Origin of the sequence: Cerasicoccus maritimus (assembly GCA_031296935.1) — a bacterium.
Classification (GTDB): Bacteria; Verrucomicrobiota; Verrucomicrobiia; order Opitutales; family Cerasicoccaceae; genus Cerasicoccus; species Cerasicoccus maritimus.
Genome location: JAVDPD010000032.1, coordinates 1 through 18488, shown reverse-complemented (window position 1 = coordinate 18488; position 18488 = coordinate 1). Strand labels below are relative to the sequence as shown.

The window sequence follows — 18488 nt, the reverse complement described above, 5'->3', positions numbered from 1 at the left end:
GGGTGGTTGTTGGGGTAAAGTTCTACGCGGGTAATTTGACGACCACGTGGTCAATAGCTCCAGTCCGGCCGATGATCTCTGCCGCCACACCTCGTGGCAAACGACTGTCATGAATAACCGTCACCGAGCCATCGGAATGGCAAACTTGCACCAGCGCCGTCTCGCGCTCCGTGCGTTGATAAATGATCGGCGTTTGCGCGAGCGTAAACAGCAGCCCTTGCTTCGGCACGCTCAACGCGCGGGGCGCGCCATCTACGCCCAGCACGCGGCAGCCGTCTTCCTTCGTTAAAAACTCCTCCGTGCGCAGTAGTCGCGGATAAAAGCGTATCCCGCGCGCTTCGTAGCGGACGCCCAGTTCGGCAAAACGCGCAAGCACGCCCTCCTTAACCATGCCCGTCAGGCCTGGCTGTTGGGCACCTGCATGAGCTGGCGTGTGCGAATAGGCGTCAGCGGGGAATGCGCCGTAATCATGAGGCGACTTGCGAAAGCCCAGGCCGTCCTGCACCGCATAGTAATAACGCACCAACTCCGGATAAGCAGCGTCGCCACTTGTATCGGCCCGCTGGGCAATCTCGGCCACCGCGAGCATCAGCTTCGACACCATGTGCCAATAGATGCTGCCCAAGCCTTCATAAGCAAACATCGAGCCGCTGCGGCCCGTGAAAGCCTGGTGATTAAAAGTCGCTTCGTAAAGCGCATGCACAGCTTTTCGGTCGCGAACAACGGCTTCTCCCCACTCACTTTGCGATGCAAAGCTTTCCAGCACCTCATCCAATTCAAAGCGATTGGCGAGACGTGAGTTGAAGCGGCAAAGACCTTCGCTATCGGACTCCTCTATCAGTGAGCGCTCGCCCTGCTCCAACATCTGCGCTAGCAGCGGAATCGCCTTCGCATCTTCCATAGCCACCCGTCCCATATCGAGGAACGCCGGCAACTCTTTATCCGCATACAGGATGTAGCTGTTGCGGCGCGGGCAATACAAGCGACTCGCTTGCAAGGATTCTAGCACCGCAATGCTTTCCTGCGGCGACAGCACGCCGGCACTGAGCACAGCGACCTGCCCTTCGAGCATTTCGCCAAGATGCTCAACGGTCGCCATTTGTGCATCCACATCGAGGAGCAAGGTATTGTAGGCATGGTAGAGCCCGTCGTTGCGTTGGCTATCACGCAAGGCAGTTTCCAAGTGCGCCAGCACACGCTCAATCCACACGGCAATCGTGTGCGAATCAATTTTACTTTGCGATCCAAAGTTACCGGCATAAACCCGTGTGCGGTATTGCTCACCAGCCTCTCCCAGCGCGCTCAGCAGTAGATAACGCTGCGCGTCATCATGCCCACAGGCATTGGCATCGGCAGTAAACAGATCCGTCTGCGAGGCGAGGAATTCCGCCACTGCCTCACTACATAAATACGACGCCGTATGCTCGGTGACCAAGCCCTGCAAAAAGCGCAGGTAGCGATACAGGTAGGCGGTCGTGACCATCGAGAGCCCCCACCCTGCCAGCGCGTTGTTGGCATCGTTCCACTCGGGACGCTGCGTATTCATCCAGATGCCACCATTCGGGCAGTAATTTCCGAGCTTCACCAGCGCCGGAATCAGCAGCTTTTCCATGAAGCCGGCATGGCGCAGCTCGCCGCTCGCATCGTGCACCAGCTTACCATCGGCCCCACGCTTGGCGGCGCGTTGAGCGATGGCGGCGTCCCGCTCCACGTTAAAATGAATCGAATGGTTCGGGTCACGGGCCAGTTCGGCAAACGACTTAATTTCGTAAGGCACATCGGCAAAGACCAGGCCCGCCTCTTGCAGTATCGCCCGGAAGCCATCCCCATCAAAGCTTTCGGCAAACTCCAGGAATTTCAGCAAGTAAATCAGTTGATGATCGCCCCAATAGCCAATCGACGCCCAAGGATCATTCGGGTCCGGCTTCTCCCAATCCACGCCGCGCGCGGTGATGCGGTATGGGTTGTAACCATCGGCCGTCGATGCATTGAGGAACTTGCGCAGGAAAGCTTCGTTGAAATGTGGAAAGCTGTAAGCCAGCGCCTCCCAGTTTTGGTAAATGTCGCGCCAGTTGCCCTCGAATCCAACCACATCGCGACCCTGCGCGTCCTTGGTCTGAATATTAAACTTATTCCAAGGTCGGCTCGGGTCGCCATGACGACGACTAAAGATCAACGGCAGATGCTCCTGGCATAAACGCAACAAATCCGCGCTCGCTCCCTGGCGCGCTTGGGCAATTAAATCCGGATAGCCAATTGCCTCAGGCAGCTTATCCAACCACGCCAACTCTGCATCGCAAAGTTCGCGCTTAAAGCTGCGAATCGATTGCTTCAGTAGCTCGCGGTCGATGTTATAATTATCGGCAAAGACGCCACCGCGCATGATGTTGAACAACACGTTCGAGCGGTGATGCGCGCAATACGCGGAGTCAGCCGTTAGCTGGCAACCATCGGACGAGCTGATCAACTCCTCGAGCTTTTGGCTGCCATGATCGATGTCTTCGCAAACGGATTCCCACAACGCATCCGGCGCCGAGAGTTGCGCGCGCAAAGTTGCCGCTTGTGCCTGGGTTTGCTGAATCTCCGCCACCTGGCGCCATGCCGCTTGCTCACGCGGCGCGAGTACCATGCGCCCGGCATTATAGTAAGCGCCACGCGTCGCACGAATCTGCATTGGCTCGGCGGGGTCTTCGCCCTCGAGCCATTGCAGCGCAGACTTACGTTGGCCAAAAACCGAGCTCTCCGGCCAGCCGTGAGACCAAACAGTCGTTGCCCGCAGCACCTCCATCGGCGCGGCTTCATCGGTCAGCCCAGACGCCATGCGATGCACGAGCAAGCTCGTGGCGGCGTCAATCTCAGTCAACTTGTAGGCGTCGCCTAGGCAGCTGTAGACATTTTGCGTGCGTTCATCGAGACCGGCAGGGAGAAAATTTTCCAAACCGTCGACCACCGCCAATTCACGTTCTTCCGTAGCCAAGTTGACGATGGTCGCGGTCCGGACAAAGCCAAATTTTTCACTCGTGCGCCAGCGGTAGCTAAAGCGCAATTGCAAGGTGTGGTTCGTCTCCTCAAAGACCAGTGAGTCACTGTTAAAGCTCTTCAGCAAACGACGGCTAATCGTGAACTGCCGCTCCGCGTAAGGCATGAACGGTTCCCAACGCACGCCCTCGATCTGGACCACGGTTTGCGGTCCCGTAGTGTTCCAGTTATCCATGATCTTGTCCACCGTGTAGTAGGGAAACAGCGCGGTGTCCGGCGAACCGCGACCGGCGGTTAACGCTCCCTGGCTACTGGCGAAAAACCAATGATTCGTTGCACTGACCATCGTCAGAAAAAACGGCGGCATCTGCTCGGCGTTATCAATCGCCACAAAGCGATCGCCATCGATAGTCACGGTTTGGGGCTCATTGGCGTCGGCATGCGTCGCAAGCGGCTCCGCCCCAACCTGGGCGGCGGGAATGGTTTCGGTAATCATGGTCTGAGGGGTTCCGTCGTGGGCTTACTCAACGTAGAAGGGGAAATTTGCCGTGGCGGCGCCCCCTGCGTTGTCGCGGATGTAGACGAATAGGCGGTATGGCCCCGACTTGGACGGCGCACGGAATTCGACGGACTCGCCACCATTGCGCTTGATCAGATTGGGGAACGAGGGCGGTGTGGTTTCATGATCACCGCCCGTTTGGCGATCGGTGCTCTCGGCCGTCACGACCCATTCGATTTTAAGAGGATCCCCCTCGGCGTCCCGCACTTCAACTTGTGCCTTCTGCACTGAATTACGCTTCACCCTTTTTTGGTCCGCCGGGGAGGAAAGAGAAATGAGCTTAGGGCTGCGGTTGTCGGGAAACTCGCCGTTCCACGCGTAGCTCATGGCATCGACCGAGCCGAGCTTTTCACCGGACGGCAAAAACATGCCATACCAAGTGGCGGTGGTTTCCTGCTTGTGGCTCCAGAGGAACGCAAAACTCCCCAGGCAGAGGCCCTGGCCCTCTTCGATCACGCGCTTTTGCGTGGCAAAATAAGATGCGGCCTTCTCGCGGCTGGTGGGCTCAATCGGCGCGCCCCACGAGGTGTGTCCGACTTCCCAGTGGCCACTCGGTCCAAACTCCGTCAGCATGAACGGCTTTTCCCAGCCCTGCTCAACGAGGCCACCGCCCACGCCTGGCGCACTCGCGTAGGCATTGACGCCAAGGACGTCAATTTCCGGGTAATACTCGATGATGTTCTTCACCTTGTGGCCGCCGATGCCGGCAATGACGGTCATCACCGGATGATCCGGATCTTCATCTTTAACGATCTTGGCGAGGCGATTGAGCTCCTTCCAAATGCGAATTTCGCTGCCGTCAGAGATCGGGCCCTCCATTTCATTGCCGAGGCCCCACATGAGGATGGCAGGATGGTCCTTGTATTTGCGCACGGCGTTTTCGACATCCTTGCGCTGCTTGCGGAGCTGCTTTTCGTCGGTGTAGTCGAAGCCATGACGCTCGTGGCCGATCCAGATGCCGACTACGACCTTCAAGCCCAGGCTCTCGGCGTAGTCGAGCAGCGGTTTGCCGTCGATCCGCTCTTCCAGCGACTCAATGCCCCACGTGCGGAAGCAATTGCCGCCCATCTTTTTGAGCATAGGCAAATTATTATAGCCACCTACGCCATTGGCGAAAAACGGCTGACCGTCCACGCGCAATTCAAATTTGTGAGGAGCCGTCTTCTCAATCTTCACATCGCTACCGGCAAAGAGGGTGCCAGCGCTCATTAACGCTGCGATAGCCAGGGAGAAAACAGATGAACGGGGGGATAACCGATGCAACAAGTTTTGCTTCATGCTTAAATTGCATAGAATTGCATTTGAAAGTGTCAAGGCTGTAAAATGATTTTGTTGCATTAAATCGCAGAATAGTTCAGAAACGCGGCATACCTTTATATTATATGGAAAAGATCAATCAGCAAGCAATTGCCGACGCCCTGGACTTGTCTCGTGCAACCGTATCCCGCTGCTTCACGAACCACCCCGGCATCAACCCCGAGACGCGCGCCCGCGTATTCGAGCTGGCGTCACGGATGGGCTACAACCACATCTCGATGCGCACTTCTCGAACGGGCACGAAACGCACGCGCCCGATCTTTGGCGTGCTGATTTGCTCCAAGGAAGAGGAGTATCACCGCATGGACTACGAGAGCCCCGGACGACTGCTACTGAAGGGCGTTTCGGAGTATTGCCAGCTGGCGAAAGTCGGCGTGTCCGTGCATTTTGTCGACCCCGACATCGAGTCCATCGACGACCCGCAATACAAAGATTTGTTCAGCACCGTCGGCCGCCACTGGTCCGGACTGCTCCTACTTTATCCATTTCCCAAGCCAGTGATCGACGAGCTGCTGATTCGCATGCCATGCGTGTCCCTGGTCGAGCAACGCAACTCCGGCGAACTCGACTGCGTGGACGTCAACCACTACCAAGGCGTCTCCCTGCTCATCAATAAACTCTACGAACTTGGCCATCGGCGGATCGGCTTTTACACCAAGGCCTACCCCACCGAAGCCAGCTGGTCTCTGCGCAGATTCGGGGCCTACACCGAGAAAATGACGCAGCTCGACCTACCCATCCATGAGCGCGATCTAATCAACGCCCAACCGCGCAACATCGTCTCCCTGAATGACAGTTTCGACCTGGCGGCGGAACGCATTCGCGACGGCGTCACCGCCTACGTCTGCGCTGCCGACCACCAAGCCTACGACCTCATTCGCGAACTGAAAAAGCGCGGCATCAAAACGCCAAAAGACGTTTCCATAACTGGCTTTGACGGCATTCCGGCCCCCAGAGAGACCCCCGACCTGAGCACTATCCAAATCCCGTACCGCAATATCGGCTACGCGGCGGCCAAGCGGCTCAACGATCTGCTCAAGAAGCGCTTCGGCCCGTCACAGCACATCCTCATGGGCTGCCAGCTTCTAGACGGACTGACCATTCAGAAGCCACGCTCGCACGATTTGTAATTCAACGCACAACCCCAGCCTTCCAAACATGAGCCGCATTGAGTTTGCGGCTCATGGCGTAAATACACGCAAGGTATACGCCCCGCAAATACCCACACTGGCAAAATAGCGCCAATCCCACGCTCAACGCTGTTGCACAACGATTTAATACAATGCCCACTGCTACAATTCGCATGCAATTCCACAAAAGTTGCATTAAATTGAATTATTAAACTTGACCATTTGCCTTTTAAAAATCACAGTTAATTTCCATGAACCGCAGTTACCCGATGAAATCCATATTCCTCCTCACGCTCGCAAGCATCCTGTTTGCATTCTCCGCGTCCGCACAAGACGCTCCGAAACCCGATTACGGCAACTTCAGCTCCGAAACGCTGACCACCAAGGCGTGGGAAGCACTCGGCCAAAAGCAATACGACCTCGCGATCGACTACACCAGCAAGTGCATCGAGATGTATGCCGCCCAAGCCGCCGAAATGCAGGCCTCGCTCACCGAGCCAGCTCCCGCCGAAACCGCTTCTTCCAAGTGGGCGCTGAACGATGTCGGCACCTGCCTCTACATTCGCGGCCAAGCTTACGAAGCCAAGGGTGAGTCCGCCAAGGCAGTCGCCGACTACAAGAAGCTCGTTGGCGAATTGTCCTTTGCCCAAACTTGGGACACCAAGGGCTGGTTCTGGCGCCCAGCCGATGCCGCCAAGCAGCGCATCACCGTCGTCGAATTCGAAGCACTTTAATTCCCTAACACCTGGCGCGGCTTGTTGTCACAATAGTAACGACAAGCCGCGCACTTTTCTTTAGGCTTTCCCCACACGTCCGATATATAAGGCATTGCAATACCCCGCGATGAACACCCCCTCCCCCAAAGCTTCCCCCTCAAGCGCCCCTTCACACCAGAGTCCTCAACGTGGCTTTGCGCTGGTCATCGCGCTCAGTTTGATGTCTTTCATCATCCTGCTGGTCATCTCGATGGCGACGCTTGTGCGCGTCGAGCTCAGCACGGAAATCCACACCAAGGAGCAGGCGCTTGCGCGGCAAAACGCCCTCTTTGGCCTCCAACTCGCCATTGGCCAACTCCAGCAGCAGCTTGGCCCCGACCAAGCCATTTCCGCCAACGCAGCAATCCTCGACATCAATCCCGAAACTCCAGAGTTCGACGACACCAACGGCGAAGCCAACGTCAAGCAACCATACTGGACCGGCGCTTGGAGCAGCCTCCAATGGGACGCCGCCTCCGATCGCTCGGACTCCCCCACCCTCAACGAGAACTCCGACGGCAAACCCGACTTTTTCCGCGCTTGGCTAGTTTCCGGTTTCCGCGACAGCACGCTCACCGGCGAAGACCTGCTCAACGTCGCCAAAAGCTTTGATGAAAGCTCCGCCAACGCCATCCAGCTCGTCGGCCCGGGCACCGTCGGCTCGGGAACCGACTATGAAGCAGGCTACGTTTATGCGCCGCGCGAAACGATTCAAAATGCCGATGACTCCTGGCGCGAAAGCGGCTTTGCCTACTGGGTGGGCGATGAAGGCGTCAAAGCCAACGTCCATGCCGACGACACTGACGCGCCCGTGCAAAGCATCGACAAGATCAACGCCCTCACTTCCAACAGCCGCGCCAATCTCCGCGCCGTGGAAAACTGGGAAACGCTGACCGAAACCGACATCGATCAGTCCGTCCTTTTTAGCAACGACATCCTCAAGCTTGCCAGCGTTCGCCAACTGGGCAACGCCGACGCTTATGCTGGCAAATTCCACTCCCTCACGCCCTACGGCCACGGCATGCTCATTGACACCGCCCAAGGCGGCTTCCGCCAGGACCTGAGCCTCGCCTTTTCGCAAAACACACTGCCCGAAACCTTCCTCGATGACGACAGCGACCCAGCCCCGATCTTCACCCTCGGCCCAGAAAACGCACCCATCGTCAGCGGGCCGACCTGGGACTACGTCCAGCGCTTCCACAACCGCTACCAGATGCTGACGAAGCAAGCTTCTGGCGCGCCCGTCATCGACTACCTCGACGCCCGAGTCGAAACCTTCGACTCTCTGGCACCAGACAAAAAGGGCGACGCGCCACTGCCAGTCGTGGTCCGCTACCAATACGTGTTCTCACTCTACAAAGGCTACAACACCTATGACGGGCTACCCTATACGGCCGAAGATCAATACCTCGACGGCAAGCACAACAAAAACCCCGACTACCCTGAAGCCAATCGCCCCAACACAGACTATCAGAGCAACGACCAGATAGTGTATCTGATGGTCAACCCAATCTACTACATTTGGAATCCCTACAATGTGGCAATTCACATGAAAAAGGATAAGACCGCCGCGATCAATTTCCTCCCCTCCTTGCCGAACGTGGAGTTCTCCTTCGACAACGGTAACACCTACAAAGACTTCAACCAGATCTTCTGGTTCTACGTGGGCGAAATCATCTCACTCAACAGCTCCAATTTCGAACTCGAAGAATCCGTCACTATTCCACCGGGCGAAATGCGTCTGGTCACACTGCGCAAGGTTCCACTCATCAAGGATGAGTATGAGGAAAAGCTCTGGGTAGAGTGGATTCAGCGTGACAAGTTCTGGGGCGACGCCGCAGCTGGCAACGCCAATCGCATGCAACAGACGACCCGCAATTTCAGCGAAAGTATTATGGGCCTCTTTTCACCGCTGCTACTCCCCAGTGTCGAGCAGCCCAACGAAATGGCGTGGCACGACACCAAGCTCTTTGCCACCGGTTCGGGCAAGATTCATGTCCGCATCGACCAGGACCAGAGCAAGTTCCTTTTCAAGGTAAACGCTGGCGGCCAGGGCGGCAATCGTCAGCAGGCTGGTGTATTCCACATCAACAGCGAAGACCCGCTCACGTCCGCGTATCTGCCCGAAGAATACATCCACGACGAAACCATCAACTTCGCGACTTTGCCCAGAATCCTCGACGCCAATGGCGACTTCACCGGCTTGGCGCCGGTATTTACTCTTACTTTCGACACGCGCGCCTTTGATGAGGACAACGGTCTGGGCAAGCCGGGCCTATTCACCGATCCAGCCAACGCCTACTATTACACGGAAGATGTTGATGAGGCCGCGCTGGCCATCGCACCATTTCGCTTCGAGTTCGAGAGCGCCACTGCTTCTGGCGACTACCTTCAATTTGATCCCGGCACCGAGCGTGCGTTTTTCCGCTCCGGCGCAGACCTGGTTTACTCCAACGTCGCCAAGGAACTGCCCGTCACCCAGCCGCTGTCCCTCGGCCAGTTGGAGCACGCGCCGCTCGGCCGCGATTACGACCACCTTGTCTATCGCTACACCAATTATCAAAGCGATCAAACGCCACCCAGCGAGCTCTCACCCAGCGATCCCAGACGCCGCAGCATGGGGCCCGTTTACAACCGCGCCGTTGGCAATGGCTACCTGCATCCCATGCTCGCCGAAGATGAAGTCTGGAACGGCGGCTACAATGTCGATCGCTCCTACTTCCTCAACGAAGTCCTCTTCAACCGCTACTACTTCAGCGGACTCGCCAATAATGGCGGCCCCTTCGCCGAGAACAACAAGACCGCCAGCCAACGCCTCGATGACTTTCTGGCCGGAGATAAGTCCAGCATTAATCCTGCTTACTCGGTGATGCAAAGCGAAGGCCAAAGCCTCGAGTCCATTGCCGATAAAGTCCATGAGGTGCCGGGCGAGGAGTACCTTCGCCTGGCAGCCTTTCTGGCCGTCGAAGGTGCCTTCAATATCAACTCAACTTCCGTTGATGCCTGGGCTGCGATGCTTTCCGCCTCCCGCGGCCAAGCCGTTATGTATAACGACCTCAACGCTGGCGCCTTGGCCGAAGCCAGTGATGTCGAGCGCACGCCGATCATATCCAAAACATTCCCCGCCGGAACCTCCGCAGAAAGCCAGTCCGGCAATTACCAATCGGCCAACGCCGCACTCTGGAGCGGCTTCCGTGCGCTAACCGATGAGCAAATCCACGACCTCGCAAAGAAAATTGTCGCGCAAGTCAAGGCACGTGGCCCCTTCCTCTCACTCGGCCAGTTTTTCAATCGCGAAATATCCACGCGCGACGATTACAACCGCGCCGGCACCGTACAGGCTGCCATCGACGCCAGTGGGCTCAACACCACGGCAGACGACCCTGCGCTTAAAGATGCCCTGCTCGCACGCTTCGATTCCAATGAAATTACCGCAACCGATGTCGCCCTTGCCACAGGCTTGCCCTCCCCGGATGCGCTTTTGGGCGACCGCAACGAGGGCCTCCCCGGATACATCACCCAGGCCGAGCTGCTCAAGCCGATTATGCCAGTCCTCAGTGCACGCTCGGAGACGTTTCTCATCCGCTCCTACGGCGATGTGCGCGATGTAAATGGCAATGTAACCCAGGCTTGGTGCGAAGCCGTCGTGCAGCGTAATCCCGACTATGTCGATAGCGCTGCAACAACAAGCCCCGAGCCCTGGGAAAGCCCAGAGGCCAATTCACCCGCTGCCATCTTTGGCCGTAAGTTTCAAATCATTAGCTTCCGCTGGCTCTCCGAAGACGAAGTTTAGCCCCATGCCATTTTCATTTCACACTTTCGCCGTCTGCTGCGTGGCGTTGAGCAGCCTCTGCTCCTCAGCCTTGGCGGACACATTTCGCGTAGTCAGCCTCTCACAAATCCCTGGCCTCACGAGCCTCGAATTCATCCACGAGGGCAAGGTAGAAACCGTGCCAGTTTCGCTCTCCAGCTTTTCTCAGCCATACCCTATTCCAGCCACGCGAGAGCTTGCGCTTTACGCCCAGGCCCCCTCGCCCAACGAAGAAAAGACACCCAACCTTGTCCTGCAATTTTCAGAAAACTCAGGCGATGTGATCGTGCTGCTCAAGGCAACAAACACAGCCAATGGCCCAGCCTATCGCTATGAGCTACTCGATGACTCAACCCGAGCGTTCCCCGCAGGCTCCGTATACATTTGCAACTACCTTCAGGAGCCAGTCATCATCCGGCTCGGCCCCAAGCAAGTGCTCGTCGAATCGAACGACCGTAGCGTCGTCCCGCTGACTCGCAAAGAGCAGCCCTTTAATGACGGTGTCGCTTTCGCAGCGGAAATCAATGGCCACGGTCGTGTATTTTCCACCAGCTCGTGGTATCTCTCGCCTTCGATGAAAATTTTCTGCATCATCTTCCAGGACCAGCACGGAAATCCGCAGATTCGCCGCATCAGGCTGACCTAGAGCACTTCAGCGCGTAAGCCGTTGATTGCCAACCGAAGTTAATACTGAGAGCCAGTCACTATTAAAATGCTCAAGCGTGCACTTTTTCATTTGGCCTGAGCGGCAAATATGATAGTGTTTAATTGATCACTCTCAAAGGAAGATAAAAAATCCAGCATCATGGAGCGCAATGCCGCTCTTGATAATGGATTTAGCACTCGAAACCGCCACCTCAACTGAAGTTTTCCCATGACCCACGAACACCTAATTTAGCTCCCTGGGGCGATGCCTCCTATCGCCCCAGTCCCGCCCATCCGAAGATGCACCGCACCGTAGCCCTATCGGAGCCCATTCGCGATAAAATCCATTCTGCGACGCCCCGAGGCTTTAAACGCCGTTCTCTCCCTCCAGAAGAACGCTGGCGATGCGCACGCATCGATGTCACGGATGACGCGGCAACCCCAGCGCACCGCCGCCTCCAGAGATAAACCCATTGGGTAAACCGCTGATGGGTAATCAACGCATAAGCCACGCGATGCGCCACACTCTCTGCGAAAAGCACACCCGCTCTTTGCCGGGAATTCCCATGCGTTCTTTCACAGTTTTTTCGACCTCTCCTCCCCCCCCCTCTGGACAGGATTGAAGCCGCAGCAACTCACGCAACGCGTTGGATGAAGCGATTAGCGATGCTCACCAGAAAAAATAATCTGCCCGATCGTTAATAAACTCCCGACTAGGCTGCTCAAAGACCACACGCCACACGGTAACGTATTGATCCCACGGGCCAGAAACCTTGCGATCAATCAGGGTGACTGGTTTGGAGCAGTACACATGCTCTGGGTGACTCTCCACCCGTTTAAGCAAATTCACAAAACCCTCTGGCCGCGAAAAGAACAAAGTCCGCTTCTCAAAAAGGTGCTTGGCCTGATTGATGTAATCCAAATCCAAGTTGTCATACTTCTGGTAGTGTTCACCGATGACCCCAGATAAACGATGCATTTCCACCCCGGCTCGCCAGCATGCCTCATTGACGTTGGCCGCCAAGCCAAACCCATAGGTGTAAAAGCGTTCGTTCAGGAATTGCCATAACAGCACCACCTCATGCTCGCTGAATGGGTTTTCAATGCGGATAGCCCTCACGCCCGGAAAGGGATCACCTAGCAAATGGCACTCAAGGTAGCCTTCCCACCAAAGAATGAGCACATGGCGCTCGATGGCCTCGCGTTCGGCGGATTGCCTTGCATCCTTACTGAATAACCCAGGATAGGCACCCATGCCATTCGTTGTGGGATCGTAATCAAATCCGTAAGTGACTGGCTCCTCAAGCTTGCACTGTCGAAATGCCCACCGCTCAAGAGCCTCTGATACGGCGCGAAACTTGGCAGTCGTAGGGTCATTGGCAGAGCCTACCCCATCAGGCAAATCGCAATCCAACCTCAGTTCATCCTTTAAATAGGCGGCTGCCGAGTATTGCTCGCGCCCGAAAATGGATTCGGCACCAACGTCGACAGTCTTAACTGGACCGCCTGCGTTCACCATGACATCCCGGAATTTAAATGGCGCGAGATTTACTTTCATTGTTCTTAATATAATCGTGCCGTCATCCAACGGATGACGACACGTAAAGTAGCAATAGTTGTAGCGGGGTTATACTTCGGTCGGGAAGGTTGGGTAAGCCTTGGTCTGAATTTTTTCACCGCTCGGAGAAGAACGGAAACCAACGTTATAGACAACCGTACGGAGGATGGATACTATTGCTTTTTTCATGATTATGCGGTTTGTTTGGAGTTAATTCCCTAGCAATCCCGTCTTGAGATCACTACTTACATTTAATCGGCAAACCGCCTCAAACCAAGCCAAGGCATCCCTCAAATTTGGGTGGATTATTATTTTATGCTTAGCGCCTACAGCCTGGGGGGACGCTCTCGTAGGGTCCTTACCAATCCAGTCATTTACCTCGTCAGACTATCATACCAGCGGCAACAACTGGTCATCTGGACAAGGCCCTGACGGGCGAATCTACATCGCAAATGACGACGGGTTGCTCCAGTACGATGGCGTAAATTGGACACTCTTCGAGCTCCCCTTTGCCGCGCACGATCTGTGGGTCGAGTCCAAAGATATAATCTGGGTTTGTGGCACGGAAGCCTTCGGTTATGTGACACTAGAGGACGGCAAGTTCAACGAGTATGTCCCCATGCTCGATAAGCTGGACTACCCTCCCGGTCTAATAGGTGAGATCTGGAATATCGTTGTTTCTGATGATGCACTTTTTGCCTTCGCACAAGAATCGCTGATCGTTTATCAAAGCGGAGAGATTCAACTTCACGCGCTTCCCAGTCAGTATCGACTGACAGGCTGTTTCGACGGCTCCACAACCTACATTAGTCAATCTGGTGTCGGCTTAATGGAGTTCAAAGATGGCGCATTCACCACTCTGATTCCCCAATCCGAGGAAGGCGCGCCACGCGTCAATTCAGTCATCACGCTGGAGGAAAACGAACAGCTCTTCAGCTCTTTCCGCAAAGGCCTCTTTCAAATCGAGAATGGACAATACGTTCCCTGGGAATCCGAAATCAAGGATTTGTTAAGCAATACGCTCTGCTATGACATGATTCAAACACGTGATGGACGAATCCTCTGCGCAACGCACAACTACGGTATTTTAATCCTCTCTCCCGATGGCAAATACCTGGGACAAATCTCCGAAAAAGATGGTCTGATTAGCAATTTGGTTTTCAATATATTCGAAGACACAGACGGCAATATCTGGGCCTCACACGAAATCGGTGTCAGCCTGATCGAAATCCAATCCAGCTACATGATGATCGATAGCCGTAACGGCCTCGACTCAAACATAATTTACAGCCTGAGCATCTGGGACAACCAGCTGATTGCTGGCACCGCTAATGGTTGCAAAACAATGGATTTCCCGACAGCTCAGTCCTTGAGGTCGAACTGGCAATCCATCGGAGCCAAGGACTCCCCAATTTGGTACATCCTGAATACCCCCAAGGGTCCCCTTATTTCAGATAAGGACGGTTACTCGCTCCTGATTGATGGTCAGCTCAAGCGAGCGCTGAATACAGAACAGGACGGCATTTACTCCGCCCCACTTCAACACAATGGCAAAGACTACATCGCCATTACAGAACTACGCAACGCCCACCTAACTGCCTGGAAAGGCGACCAGTTAGAAATTTTGAATTTGATCAACGCCCCCGGACCACTTTGGAGCTTCATTGAGCACGAAGGATTAATATATGCAGGCTCATTTAACTATGGTCCACTATCCATCCCTGCTGATCAGCTATTCTCCTCGCAAAAGATCGAAGCCACCCCTCTCAACGCCGCTTCGCTCCCCGAAACGATCCGCTGGGCTTACTTCGCTAAACTGCCAGCCGGCTTGGTTCTATTAAGTGATGCTGGCATATTCCAAAAGGCTAACGGAGCTCACGCGTGGCAACGCATGTCTAGCACACCGGATTCTCTCGGCATGGACCCTTATGCAGTCAACTACTACCAGGGCCCAAGCAATACTCTCTGGCTTATGTACAACGCGAAGGACAGCCAATACGCCTTTAGCAAAATTACTTGGCCCGATTTCGATCAACCGGCACACTTTGAGGGTATCCCTACCGACGGCATCAATCGCCTCGATCAAATACATTGCCTAATCGTGGACGAAGTAAACTCCCGCGTCTGGGTAGGAGGCAGCGGTGGCATCATTTGCGAAAATTTCGATCAAGATGATCACACCCTTTCCAAGCACACCCCCATAATCACAACCGCTCAAATCAATGGTCGGCCTTCAGAAGTGAGCAACGAATTCAAGTTCCCAGTATCGCTGGCGAAATTCGATTTTGCACTTCCCTATTACGGCAACAAACCAGTCACATACCAAACCCGACTACTCGGCCAAAGCACCCAGTGGAGTTCGCCATCCCCCAACACCCTTAAGGAATTCACAAACCTACGGGAAGGAGACTATAAGTTTGTCGTCCAGGCTCTGGTTGACGGAAAACCCAATGGAGTTGCCAGCTACTCATTTAAAATCTTGCCTCCCTGGAGACGCACCTGGAGCGCTTATCTACTCTACCTGTTGCTCACCATTGCATTCGCATACATATTGGTGCACTTCCGCACCCGACGCCTTCGACAGGCAAACATCGCGCTCGAAGAGGCCGTACGCAGTCGCACTCTGGAGCTTGAAAAGACCAACGTGCGCCTAGCCCAAGCCAACACCGCTAAAAACCGCTTTCTAGCCAATGTGAGTCATGAAATTCGCAATCCGATGAACGGCATCGTCGGCCTCGCCCATCTACTGCTTGACGATGGCTTGGGCAAAGATCGAAAACGCATATCGCACCTGCTCAGCACAGCCGAGCACCTCAAGGTCCTCCTTGACGGCATGCTTGATTTCGCCGCGATCGAAAACGGACAGATTCGACTGCAAAATTGCCAGTTCTCCCTGTCTGCGCTACTGGACGAAGTCGATTCTCTCCACCAACGAATGGCTCAAGACAAAGGCATTAAGCTATACGTCATTCCCAATGAGGAAGATTGCCCAGAACTGTTTGGCGATATTGGAAAACTACGCCAGATCCTCTATAATCTGACCTCAAACGCCATCAAATTCACCCATCATGGATCCGTAACGGTAAGAACCAAAGCAAAGGTGGACACCGGTAAGCGCATTGCAGAGTTAGAATTTCAAATTGAAGATACGGGTGACGGTATCCCTGAAGAGGATCAGAAAAGAATCTTCGAACAGTTTAACCGCGGCTCTCAAATGAACTCGCAGATAAAAGGCATCGGTCTGGGGCTTAGCATTGCCGATCGCTTGACGAAGATACTGGACGGCGCCCTCACTCTCGATAAAAGCTATACCAATGGAGCTCGATTCATACTACAGATTCAGCTGAGCATCACTGACACACCAGATAGAGCGCCTAAACGCCCCGATGCAGAGCGCCGCAAAACACTCGCGGGCCTACAAGCGCTCGTCATAGAAGATGAGCAGTATAACCAGATAGTTGTAGAGGGGTTACTGAAACGAGAGTCCGTCCGTGCCATCATCGCTGGCTCTGCCGAAGAGGCATTAAAAATTTTCGTTGAGCACAGTTGGGACTTTGTTCTGGTCGACATTAACTTACCCGGAGCCAGCGGCATCGAATTTGCCGAAATGGTCAAAGCCCAAGCACAAAAAGCAAATACCCCGCTCATTGCGATGAGCGCCTACGTCGCGGATTTCGACAACGAGAAGTTAATGCATGCTGGCATCACCAGCTTCGTACCCAAGCCCTTCACCCCTGACCAGCTACTCACGGCGATTCAGACAAGAGCAGAGAATCAGACACCCCCTCCGCCCACGCAAAAGCCAAATTCCACTGAACCGAAACCAAGCCGCTCCCTCATGGAATATATCGCCGGAAATGATCCTGAAAAACTCAAGAAGCTCGAAATCGAGCTTCGCGCCTCACTACACAATTATCAGGAGCAGCTCCGCGAAGTCATCGACACAAAGGATGAAGAGAAAGGGCGACTCACGCTACATGACATGACCCCCCTTATTCGCTTAACTCAAAATCAAGAGCTCATTGACCTCGTGGATGTAATGCATAATGCCTTGCATGAAGATAATTTTCAAGAGTTCGAAATCCAATTCGCCGCTTTTTGCGAAGCTCAGAAAAAAGCTAACCAGGTAGTCGAGGAAGCTAACGGGCACTTCGATTAACCTCCGATGAGACGAACTTGCGCAAGCATTGAAAGGTAGGCAAGGCGGCTCAGTTCGATGGCTGCGGAAGAGTGCACCAGATTTAAGCCTCGCATGCAGGCATGTCCCATAGGAAAACAGGTTCAGCTCCAAGACCTGTCCCACTGTGCCTTAATTTCTGTTGATTCAGAAAAAGCCGGACAGCGACGAATCGCTGCCCGGCTTTAAGGCTGACTTTAGTAGTGGTAAAAGGCTAAGCTTTGCGACGACGCAGGTAGGCCAAACCAAGCACAGCGACGCCTTCGATCAACGCGTATGTTTGTGGCTCGGGAACGGCGCTGGCAGTGCCCGAGGCATCCCAAACATAACGCAGGTCACCGACATCCGGGATACCTGTTGTGCCATGATTCGTGTCGACATATAAACTAAAGATGTCTCCTGCACCACCGGCACCATCATCGATGTTGATGGGGATCGTGGGCATGTGGATTGCAATGACCGCAGAAGAGTTCATCAAGGCGTCGGTCATGTATGTTCGCTGGCGCCGTATGAACTGAACGCGTTACAACGTCATCGAAAAGCCCGTGACTGTTCTTTAGCTGTCTAAGAGGGCGTCTAAAAAGTCTTCATGTTTTTGATTCTGTTAATCATTAGCCGAGTCATAGCGATGTGAATCATGGCGACAGATGAGTCTGTTTTTGTCTCGTAATCCTTAGCCAATCGCCTGTGCTTTGAGAGCCAAGCAAAGGTTCTTTCAACGATCCATCGCTTGGGCAGTGGCTCAAATCCTTCTACTGAATCGGAGCGCTTAACGATGCACAGTTTTATTTTTCGGTGACGTTTTATTTGAGCGACCCAATCAATGAGTTTTCCGGCGTAGCCGCCATCGGCCCAGATGATTTTGAGCCACCCAAAGCGCTTGGTCAAGAGACTCAGTAAGAGCTTCGCGCCATCACGGTCCTGAATATTGGCCGGGTGGACGACCGCCAGCAAGACCAGCCCTAAGAGGGCGTCTAAAAACTCAAGTGGTCTTCCCCGGAGAGCATCTTCGGGGTCAAAATATCATTTCTTCATCTCGACGAAACTGGTTTCGCCTCGATTCAGAAGCCGAAATTTTGCCTCCCGAATACATCTCGCCGACTCGATCAGACTTTTTAGACGCCCTCTAAGGTGTCCACGAGTAAGTGTCTTTTGCGTCCCAAGACCCGTTTGCCTGCATCATAGCCACGGATTCCACCGTGATTAGCTGTTTTAACACTTTGCGAGTCCATAATTGCAGCGGTTGGAGCTTTTTTTACCGTGTGAAAGGCGCACCAGCTCGCGCAAACGTTCGTGGATGCCCTCCCAAATGCCATCACGTTTCCAAAGCATAAAGCAGTAGTAGCAGATGCGCCAGGGCGGCAGGTCATGTGGGAGCATCCGCCAGGCGCAACCGCTGCGCACTAGGTAAAAAATAGCATTCACGATTTGCCGTTTGCAATACTTGGGAGGACGGCCAAGGCGCGCCCTGCCGGGGATTAGCGGTTCCAGAAAGGACCATTCACTGTCGGTTAAATCACTTGGGTATCTCTCTCGCATCCCAAGTCTATCTCACAC

The 18488-nt window shown here is 54.4% G+C and carries 9 protein-coding genes and 3 pseudogenes; 5 read left to right on the top strand and 7 right to left on the bottom strand.

What is annotated here, in order from left to right; all coding sequences use genetic code 11:
- Positions 1-22: 22 nt before the first annotated feature.
- Together RBB62_RS17300 and RBB62_RS17295 are read right to left on the bottom strand one after the other, a co-directional pair.
- Positions 23-3475, bottom strand: a complete 3453-nt coding sequence (locus tag RBB62_RS17300; protein ID WP_309400387.1) for a hypothetical protein — start codon at positions 3473-3475, stop codon at positions 23-25.
- Positions 3476-3499: 24 nt separating this feature from the next.
- Positions 3500-4747, bottom strand: a complete 1248-nt coding sequence (locus RBB62_RS17295) for a glycoside hydrolase family 2 TIM barrel-domain containing protein (protein WP_309400386.1) — start codon at positions 4745-4747, stop codon at positions 3500-3502.
- A 173-nt stretch (positions 4748-4920) separates the two neighbouring features.
- Here RBB62_RS17295 and RBB62_RS17290 point away from each other — a divergent pair, with 173 nt between their 5' ends.
- The 4 genes from RBB62_RS17290 (at position 4921) to RBB62_RS17275 (ending at position 11197) form a co-directional block, all read left to right on the top strand.
- Positions 4921-5985 (top strand): LacI family DNA-binding transcriptional regulator, encoded by a 1065-nt coding sequence (locus RBB62_RS17290; RefSeq protein ID WP_309400385.1) that lies wholly within the window; start codon positions 4921-4923, stop codon positions 5983-5985.
- 251 nt (positions 5986-6236) lie between these two features.
- Positions 6237-6719, top strand: a complete 483-nt coding sequence (locus RBB62_RS17285; RefSeq protein WP_309400384.1) for a hypothetical protein — start codon at positions 6237-6239, stop codon at positions 6717-6719.
- A 109-nt stretch (positions 6720-6828) separates the two neighbouring features.
- Positions 6829-10533, top strand: coding sequence for a pilus assembly PilX family protein (locus RBB62_RS17280; protein WP_309400383.1), 3705 nt, complete (start codon positions 6829-6831; stop codon positions 10531-10533).
- 4 nt (positions 10534-10537) lie between these two features.
- A complete protein-coding gene (locus RBB62_RS17275; protein WP_309400381.1) occupies positions 10538-11197 on the top strand; it encodes a hypothetical protein in 660 nt (219 codons plus the stop codon).
- A 669-nt stretch (positions 11198-11866) separates the two neighbouring features.
- On the opposite strand, the gene RBB62_RS17270 is transcribed toward RBB62_RS17275, so the two are convergent.
- Positions 11867-12754, bottom strand: a complete 888-nt coding sequence (locus RBB62_RS17270) for a hypothetical protein (RefSeq protein ID WP_309400379.1) — start codon at positions 12752-12754, stop codon at positions 11867-11869.
- Between the two features lie 463 nt (positions 12755-13217).
- Between RBB62_RS17270 and RBB62_RS17265 the strand changes: the two genes are divergently transcribed.
- Positions 13218-16913: an ATP-binding protein gene (locus RBB62_RS17265; RefSeq protein WP_309400378.1), complete on the top strand. Its 3696-nt coding sequence runs from the start codon at positions 13218-13220 to the stop codon at positions 16911-16913.
- Between the two features lie 232 nt (positions 16914-17145).
- On the opposite strand, the gene RBB62_RS17260 is transcribed toward RBB62_RS17265, so the two are convergent.
- The 4 genes and pseudogenes from RBB62_RS17260 to RBB62_RS20335 form a co-directional block, all read right to left on the bottom strand.
- Positions 17146-17376 carry a PEP-CTERM sorting domain-containing protein gene (locus tag RBB62_RS17260; protein WP_309400377.1) on the bottom strand — a complete coding sequence of 77 codons (231 nt, stop codon included), beginning with the start codon at positions 17374-17376 and terminating at the stop codon, positions 17146-17148.
- A 131-nt stretch (positions 17377-17507) separates the two neighbouring features.
- A pseudogene (locus tag RBB62_RS17255) lies at positions 17508-17894 on the bottom strand (transposase); the annotation flags it as partial.
- A gap of 167 nt (positions 17895-18061) precedes the next feature.
- Positions 18062-18181: pseudogene (locus RBB62_RS20340) on the bottom strand (transposase); the annotation flags it as partial.
- Between the two features lie 90 nt (positions 18182-18271).
- Positions 18272-18470: pseudogene (locus RBB62_RS20335) on the bottom strand (transposase); the annotation flags it as partial.
- Positions 18471-18488 lie beyond the last annotated feature (18 nt).